This window comes from Pirellulales bacterium, assembly GCA_035533075.1.
Classification (GTDB): domain Bacteria; phylum Planctomycetota; class Planctomycetia; order Pirellulales; family JAICIG01; genus DASSFG01.
Genome location: DATLUO010000192.1, coordinates 1 through 8,077, shown reverse-complemented (window position 1 = coordinate 8,077; position 8,077 = coordinate 1). Strand labels below are relative to the sequence as shown.

The 8,077-nt window shown below is 65.0% G+C and carries 9 protein-coding genes; 1 reads left to right on the top strand and 8 read right to left on the bottom strand.

Annotation, left to right across the window (positions count from 1 at the left end):
• Positions 1–127 precede the first annotated feature (127 nt).
• From VNH11_23625 to VNH11_23600, 6 genes are all read right to left on the bottom strand, one after another.
• Positions 128–778 (bottom strand): protein-L-isoaspartate(D-aspartate) O-methyltransferase, encoded by a 651-nt coding sequence (locus tag VNH11_23625; GenBank protein ID HVA49376.1) that lies wholly within the window; start codon positions 776–778, stop codon positions 128–130.
• A 29-nt stretch (positions 779–807) separates the two neighbouring features.
• Entirely contained in the window at positions 808–2,550 is a 1,743-nt protein-coding gene (gene recJ / locus VNH11_23620) for a single-stranded-DNA-specific exonuclease RecJ (protein HVA49375.1), read from the bottom strand.
• A 54-nt stretch (positions 2,551–2,604) separates the two neighbouring features.
• The gene (rpmG, locus tag VNH11_23615) at positions 2,605–2,769 is read right to left on the bottom strand and encodes a 50S ribosomal protein L33 (protein ID HVA49374.1); all 165 of its coding nucleotides are present in this window, start codon (positions 2,767–2,769) and stop codon (positions 2,605–2,607) included.
• A gap of 107 nt (positions 2,770–2,876) precedes the next feature.
• On the bottom strand, positions 2,877–3,191 hold the full coding sequence (locus VNH11_23610; protein ID HVA49373.1) for a type II toxin-antitoxin system VapC family toxin: 315 nt from the start codon (positions 3,189–3,191) through the stop codon (positions 2,877–2,879).
• Positions 3,192–3,250: 59 nt separating this feature from the next.
• Positions 3,251–4,099, bottom strand: a complete 849-nt coding sequence (locus tag VNH11_23605; protein ID HVA49372.1) for a hypothetical protein — start codon at positions 4,097–4,099, stop codon at positions 3,251–3,253.
• A gap of 181 nt (positions 4,100–4,280) precedes the next feature.
• Positions 4,281–5,861 (bottom strand): serine/threonine-protein kinase, encoded by a 1,581-nt coding sequence (locus tag VNH11_23600; protein HVA49371.1) that lies wholly within the window; start codon positions 5,859–5,861, stop codon positions 4,281–4,283.
• A 202-nt stretch (positions 5,862–6,063) separates the two neighbouring features.
• Between VNH11_23600 and VNH11_23595 the strand changes: the two genes are divergently transcribed.
• Positions 6,064–6,579 carry an RNA methyltransferase gene (locus VNH11_23595; GenBank protein HVA49370.1) on the top strand — a complete coding sequence of 172 codons (516 nt, stop codon included), beginning with the start codon at positions 6,064–6,066 and terminating at the stop codon, positions 6,577–6,579.
• Positions 6,580–6,873: 294 nt separating this feature from the next.
• Here VNH11_23595 and VNH11_23590 read toward each other — a convergent pair whose 3' ends face one another.
• Together VNH11_23590 and VNH11_23585 are read right to left on the bottom strand one after the other, a co-directional pair.
• On the bottom strand, positions 6,874–7,212 hold the full coding sequence (locus VNH11_23590; protein HVA49369.1) for a hypothetical protein: 339 nt from the start codon (positions 7,210–7,212) through the stop codon (positions 6,874–6,876).
• 215 nt (positions 7,213–7,427) lie between these two features.
• Positions 7,428–7,907, bottom strand: coding sequence for a hypothetical protein (locus tag VNH11_23585; protein HVA49368.1), 480 nt, complete (start codon positions 7,905–7,907; stop codon positions 7,428–7,430).
• Positions 7,908–8,077: the final 170 nt, after the last annotated feature.

The window sequence follows — 8,077 nt, the reverse complement described above, 5'->3', positions numbered from 1 at the left end:
CTCCAACCTGGCCAGACTCTGCCCCAGCCACCGCCAATGTCTCATTCTCGGCCGCGTCAAGTATAGTCATGCGTGCTCTCACCGGGGTGAATCATCCGGCCACACTCGTGTCTCATTCTCGGCCGCGTCAAGTATAGTCATGCGTGTCTGCCACCAGCGGCACAAATCGGCAAGGAACGAGATCTTCCCAGATTTGCTGCCCGGCCCGTTTCGTAAGTTGCCGCAACGTCTGGCTTTCGCCCTCACCCAAGGGGATCACCAGCCGGCCGTCTTCGGCCAACTGGTCGATCAGGGCGATCGGACATTCGCCCGTCGCCGCCGCCACCAGGATGCGGTCATAAGGCGCAGCGGGCGGCCAACCCCCGGAACCGTCGCCCACGATCAACTCCACGTTGTGGCAGCCCAGCCGGCCGAGCGCGGCACGGGCCGACGCCACCAACTCGGCGTGCCGCTCCAGCGAGACGACCTGTGCCGCCAACCGCGAGAGGACCGCCGTCTGATAGCCGCTGCCCGTGCCGATTTCCAACACTCGTTCCGGACCGGCCAGATCGAGCGCCTCCGTCATCAAGGCCACAATGTAGGGCTGGCTGATGGTCTGGCCGCAGTCGATCGGCAAGGCGCGGTCGACGTAGGCCTGCTCGGCCAGCTCCGGCAACACGAACGCCTCGCGCGGCACCTGGAGCATGGCATCCAGCACGCGGCGGTCGTGGATGCCGCGACGCCGAAGCTGGTCGCGGACCATGTGCTGCCGCAGAATGTCGAAGTCGGACGGTTCCATGTTGGATTTTTCAGATTTGGCATTCCAATCTACGCGGGAGCTTGCCAGTCGCTCAACTGTAATTCTACACGGCGATAGCCGTTGAAGTCGTTGATCACCGGGCGAAAGGCCACCGAGAGCGGCCCCTTGATCTGGTTCAACTCGTCGGCCCAGTCGCCCCCGCCGAAGGCCACCGCCCGCATCACCACGCCATTCTGGGCCACCTTGAGGGCCAGGTGCCGGCCACCACCGCCGATCCGCTCGACGGGCCCGGCCAGCGTCACTCCGCTGGCACAGAGCACCGGACGCGGATTGTGCTGGCCGAACGGCGCCAGCCGCTCGATCTGGTTCAACGCCCCCAGCGTCAGCTCGCCCAGCGACACTTCGGCGTCGATCGTCAACTCGGCCGTCCGTTGTTCCAGCGTGATCGCCGCCGCCACCTGCTCGCAAAAGTCGTCGCGAAACGAGTCGACTCGCGATTCTTCGATCTTCAGCCCCGCGGCCGCCGCATGCCCGCCGTGACTCAGCAGGTGTTGCGAGCAGCCGCACAACGCTTCGTGCAGGTTGAAGCCGGGCACGCCCCGTGCCGAGCCGACGCCCGGCTTCACGCCCAGATCGTCGAGCGCCACCAGCACCACGGGCCGGTGAAACTTCTCGACCAGCCGGCCGGCGACGATGCCGATCACGCCGGCATGCCAGCCGCGCTCGGCCAGCACGAAGGCCGCGTCCCGCTCGACGTCGTGCTGCTGTTGGGCCAGCTTGTTGGCCGCCAGATAGATGCTCCGCTCCAGGCTTTGCCGGCTGCCGTTGAGCTCGTTCAGATACTCGGCCAGTGCGTTGGCCCGTTCGGGCGACGGCGTGGTCAGCAGCTCGACGGCCAATTGCGCCTGGCCCAGCCGCCCGGCCGCATTGAGCCGCGGGGCCAAGACGAAGCCGATGTCTTCGCTGTCGAGCGCCGGCTTGCGGTCGATCTGGGCCAGCCGCATCAGCGCGGCCAGCCCCAGGCCCGGCCGCTGCTTGAGGCTGGCCAGACCGTGCTGCACCAGCACGCGGTTTTCGTCGACCAGCGGCACCATGTCGGCGACGGTGCCCAACGCGGCCAGGCCCACGGCCGACAGCAGGTAGTTGCGCATCGCTTCGCCCACCTTTTTGGCGCCGCTGGCCTGCTGGCAAAGCGCCCAGGCCAGCTTGAAGGCCACGCCCGACCCGCTCAGGCCGGCGAAGGGATAAGCCGTGCCGGGCAAACGCGGGTGAACAATCGCGGCGGCTTCGGGCAACGTGGCAGCGAACTCGTGGTGGTCGGTGACGATCAGGTCGAGGCCCAACCGCCGGGCCGTTTCGGCCTCGGCGACGCTGGCGATGCCGCAGTCGACGGTCACGATCAGCTTCGTTCCCTGGCGGGCCAGCGTTTCCAGCGCTTCATGGTTCAGGCCGTAACCTTCATCGATGCGGTGCGGCACGTAGTAGCCCACGTCGCCGCCCAGCAGACGCAGGCACTCGACGAGCAGGCTGGTGCCGGTCATGCCGTCGACGTCGTAGTCGCCATAGATGGTCACGCGCTCTCGGCCCGAGACGGCCCGCCCGATGCGCTCGGCGGCCGCGGGAATGCCCGGCAGCTCGCCCGGATCGCGCAACTGGGTCAGCTTCGGCTCCAGAAAGTTGCGCACGGCCGAGGGGTCTTCGATTCCGCGGCAGATGAGCAGCCGGGCCACGACGGCCGAGACGCCGGCCGCACGCTCCAGCGCGGCGATGCGTTCGACGGAGTGCGAGTGAATACGCCAGCGCTTTGCCATACCATCCTGACGGGCAACGGACTGAGGGGCTTCCAGCCGCGGCGTGCGGGCCGACTACTTCTTCTTCTCGACGTGCAGCGTGTGTTTTCGCAGCCGCGGCGAGTATTTGCTGAGCTTGAGTTTTTCACCTCCGGTTTTTCGCCGGATGGTGTAGTTGTGATCGCCGGTTTCCTCGCAGACGAGAAACACGGTTTCGACTTTCTTTTTGCTTTTGGCCACGTGTGGCGCTCCTGTGCCGGGCGGTGGATGTCGGTTGAATCGCGGTTCCCGATTTTAGCCGGAGGGGCGGCGGAAACGCCAGCCCCCTTTACCACGACCGGCACCGCTCAGGGGCCGAGCCAATCCACGAGCGTCAGCCCCGGAATCGACTTAAAGTCGCGCGCATTATGCGTAACGAGGACATGGCCGTAGACCTTGGCCGTCGCGGCAATAAGCCTGTCAAGTCCGCCCACCGTGATGCCTTTGCGCCGGAGATCCGCGCTGATCCGCCCGAATTCCCCGGCGCAGCGTTCATCGAGATTTGAAACCTTCAGATCCGTCAACAGTCCGGCGATATTGTTCAACCTTTTCGCCGGGGCGCGCCGTATGCCCAAGTATAAAGCTCTGCCAGGATGACGTCTCTTGTAGGCAAAAGAGGTCACATTCTGCCTTCAATTATAATATGGAGCGAACCGACAAAGAACAAACTCGCCCGACCGATTTACCGCGACGCGCTTTTGTCGCGCCAGGCCTGCACCTGGGCGATCACCGCTTGGATGGCTTGCGAGGGCGCGGCGTCGATGGCCTCGAAGTGCCGGGTGGCGCGGCTCCGCGGCGCCGCGGCGATGCTGCACGAGCAGCGATAGAAATGCCCGCCGTCGCCCCACGTTTCCAACCGGTAGTAAATCGCGCCCAGCTCGCGCAGTCGCCGCTCGCTGTCGGCAAAGCGGTTGTCGGTCATTGCCTGCTCGATGGGCACCAACTCCAAGTCGCCGCCGACCGTCTTGGCCGCAGGCGCCGCTTCCGTCGCAGCATCTTCGTCGGGCTGAGAATAGACGGTCTTGTGCAACGCTTTGGGGCGGCCGCCCCGCGCCTGCCGTTCGGACGGCAGGGAAGCGGAAACTCGCGAGGGGGCAAAGTGGGCTGTCATGTCGCGGTTGCGGGGAGTGCTGGCCGTGCGGGGCGGCGCGTTCCACAAGGGCGCGGTCTCGATGGCGGCCTCCGCCGGTCGGCCGCCCGCGACCTCCGGCGCATCGGCGACCGCGCGGACAGCCGTGATCCGCGCGCGGGGCAAGAGGGGGCTGGCTTGGGCGACTTTCGTCGCCCCTCCGGCGGCCGGCGCGACGACCCGCGGCGCATGTTCCGGCTCCTCGGCGGCCGCGAGCGGCGGGCGGCCGAAAGGCCCTTCGCTGCCACCGACTTCGCCCGACGGCGACGACGCGCCGCGATCGCCCAGCGCCGTCTTGACGACTTTCGTCACGGCGGTGCCCGTCAGCGCGGCCAGCGGCACGGCCACCAGGCACGTGATCATGATCACCGTGCGAAACGCCACCATGGCCGACGATTGCATGGTCGGTTCGACTCCCTTCGCTTTTTCGCGGCGACCTCCTGTCGCCTTTCTTGGGCGTGTCGCGGCCGAGAACCCCGGCGCGCAGGCTGGCCCATTCTGTTGAAATGGTCGCGGATGATAGCGGACGCGGATTTCGGCGACAAGGCCAGTGGCACCGGGCCGCGGGAAGGGGAGCGAACACTTATTTATCGCCGGTTCCGAATCGGAAGGGGCGCGATAGGTCGGTCTTCTCAAAGGCGACTCGCTTCTTGATCTGCTGTCCGCGGGTCAGGTCGAGAGTCCATTCAATCGGGTCGTAGCCGCGGCGGCGAATCACCACCCGTCGCTTGCCGGCGGGCACAGAAACGGCCGCCGGATTCTGATTTGGGACCGCTAAGACATCGCCGTCCACCAGAAGCTGGCTGCCGCGCCGCTGGTCGAGCGGCCAGTTCAAGACCAACGTCGCCGAACGCATCCCCCAAAACATCAGCGCCACCACGGGCACCGAAATCGCGCAACCCACCACGACGCCCACGACCCAATTGCGCCGAGGTGCTTGCCGCCGGCCACTCGTGGCGCGCCGCGGCGACGGCCCGCTGACGGCCTCCCGCACGGGTTGAACCGCCTGCACGGGCTGCAGGGGCACGTCGTCCTCTTCCTCAGCCATGCGGTCGAAGAAGCTGCCCAACGCATGGTCGCTCTCGTGGGCGACGGCCGCGTTGACCGCACCCGCCGCGGTCCGCTGGCCTTCGAAGCTGAAAGGAAACAGCGCCTCGGCCAGCTCGGCCGGAGTCTGAAAGCGGTCGTCCGGCTCGCGTGCCAGCATGCGGGCCACGATCTCGTCGACCTCCTCCGGCAAATCGTCGCGGCGGCCCGATGCCCGTGGCGCGTCGTTCACCAACCGCGCCATCAAACGTTGCCGCACGTCGCCGCCCTCGAAGGGGACTTCACCCGTCAGGATCTTGTAAAAGGTCGCCCCCAGACTGTAAATGTCGGAACGAATGTCGGCGTCGCCGGCCTGCATCGCTTGTTCGGGCGAGACGTAATCGGGCGTGCCCATCAACCTGCCTTCGCCCGTCAACTCGGCGTCTTCGGCCGGTTCTTCGTGCATCAGTCGGGCCAGACCCATGTCGAGCAGCTTGACGGTGGGCGGCGTCGTGAGATCGGCCCCGTCGGCCAAAATGTTTTCGGGCTTGATGTCGCGATGCACCAGGCCGCGTTGATGAGCATGGTCGAGGGCCAGGGCCGCCTGTCGGATGCAATCGCAGGCCCAATCGACCGGCAACGGGCCGTGCTCCTTCAGCCAGGCCCGCAGGTCGCGGCCTTGGCCGAACTCCATGACGAGGAAGTGCATATCACCCACGCTGTCGGCGTCGTAGGCGGTGATGATGTTGGGGTGGTTGAGCGAGCAGATCAGCCGCACCTCGGTGCGAAATCGGGCCACGGCCGGCGGATTGGCCAGAATGGCTTTGCTGACCAGCTTCAACGCCACGACGCGGTCGGTCATGGCGTGATAGGCTTTGTAAACCGTGCCCATGCCGCCGGTCCCCAGACATTCGAGCAGCTTGTATTTGCCGACGAAGAAGGCATGCCGGCCACTGAGAAGCTGCCGGGCCTGCCAGAGCGTGATCAGGCCGCGCTTGACCAGCTCGTCGGCCAGGCCGCCGGCCGGCCGCGAGGGCTTGGCCAGCAGCTCATCGTGCAGGTCGGCAAGTTGCTCGGCGGAGAACAGCCGGCTTTCTTGCAGATGCTCGTAAAGTTGCTCGCCTGTGCTTACGCTCACGGCGTGATTCCAATTCCTTTGTTTGCCAATTCCGCTTGCGGACCGTAGCCCGCTCGCTCCGCGAGCGGAACGGGTTTCCCGTGCCGCTCGAGTTCTCCGTATCGAGGATCTTCCCAGCCTCATGGCAATTCCGCTTGCGGAGCAAGCGGGCTACGGTTCCGCTTGCGGAGCAAGCGGGCAACGCCCCCGTTACAATATACCCATGCCCAACTTCGTTCACGAGCGTCAAAAGCCGCTTTCGCCGTTGGAGCGGCCCCGCGAACTGATCGTGGCATGCGCTCCGATGCGAAGCAATGTGAACCTGTCGCGGATCGCGCGGACGGCCGGCTGCTGCGGAGTGCGTCAAGTGATCTGCTGCGGACAGGCGAAGATGATCGACAAGATCGCCCGCGACAGCATCGACGACGAAAACCCGGCGGCGGTCGAGATTCGCATCCATCGCACGCTCGCCCCGCCGTTGAAAGAGTTGAAGTCCGAGGGCTATCGGCTGGTCGGCCTGGAGCAGGCGACCGGTTCCGTGTCGCTCTACGACTTTCGCTTCGACCGTCGTAGCGTGCTGGTGCTGGGCAACGAGCGGCAGGGGCTCGACGACGGGGTTCTGCGGCTGCTCGACGCGGTGGTGGAGATTCCCGTTTACGGCCTGCCGTATGCGTATAACGTGGCGACGGCCGCCGCCATGGCGTTGTATGAGTATTGCCGGCAGTTTCCGCGCGGATGAGAGATGGCGGCAATCAGCTACCGTTGTGCCGGGCGCCAGGGTAGACTGAATCGGTGCCGCTGGCGCCATGATATTCTTAGGAGATTGTCGTCATGGACGAACAACAACTAAAGGAATTGCTTCCGCTCGACGCGGCTGCGCCTCCACTACGAATAGCCGAAGGCGGCTAAGCGCCGAGTGCAAGCGGGCGATCCGTTACCGGGCCTCATCATCGCAACAAAAGCAGCCGGTCGGCGCAGCCATCGACGATATCCTGACGGTCGTTGAGTGCATGTCGGAGGAAGAGATCGGGGATCAAGTTCTGTTTTTCCTGCCGTTTTGCCGTAGCAGCAGCAGCGGGAGAAAGCCGACCAGATACCACTGCAACGAGCCCGCGAAAATGGCCCTTTCCACGATTCGCCACGGCGAAATTGGTCCCCAAATGTCGATTGCCCTGTCGCACAGCCAGAATGCCGGCCAATCGACAACCGCCAGGATGCCGAGACCGAGTGATGCGGTTTCCGTGTTGAACGTTGCGATGATAAGCGGCGCCACCAGCAAAACCAAAATGGCGTGCGCCGCGACAAGCGACCACGGCGCAGGATGCAAAAGGATTCGAATCGCATAAAGCGCAAACGACTGGTCGGCGGCCACGGCGAGGCGCGGACGTCCTGGCACCGTCATTGATGCACCGCATGCCTGGCACCGTCCGATTTGTCCCGCGTATTCCGTCGCTACGGTCGTCGATACGCCACAGTTCGCGCAAGGGGCTTCGATCGCAGGAGATGAACTGGCTTGCATGACCCCATTCTACGCTCGACCCATGCACGAACATAGAACCCACCGGCACGCTTACGCGTGCCGCTTGCCTACTGCGTCGCTGCCGAAAAATCGCCCACCAGCCGCAGGAACACCTCTCGCGTCACCTGGGCGGGCAACGGCTGGCGCACGTCGCCGGGAGCTTTCATCCAGCGGCAGAGAGTCAGCTCGCCGCCGCGACGCACCAGCACTTCATAGTAGCTGGTGACGTCGGCCTCGCGCTGCGGAGGCAGCGAACGCATCTGAATCACGCACTGGTCGGCGTCTTGCTCGATCGGCTTGATCGGCTCCAGCAGATAGGTCAGCCGCGCGGCCAGCGCCTCGCTGACGCGCTTCAACTGGTCCATCGTCGCCGCCGATAACCGATCTGCCCGCAATGAGAACCGCGTAAACTCGCAGCCCACCCGGTCGAGCGTGGTCAATTCACATTCCAATCGTTCGCCGCCGTCGACTGCCACCAACGCGTACGGTGTGCCGGCGAAATTGCCTAGGCCGGCCAACGCTTGCTTCGCCTCTTCCAGTAATGACATTGCCTTGCTCCTTCTCTCTTGCCGTCTCGTTTCACTTCGACGGCTTGAATTGTTCGACGGCGTGTTCTTTGCCGTCGTAAGACAAAATCGTCTTCACCCCGCCCAGTATGGTCTCGATATGCACCGGCCGCATCCAAAGCCGCTGCAGGTTGGTGAGCGTGTCACGGGCG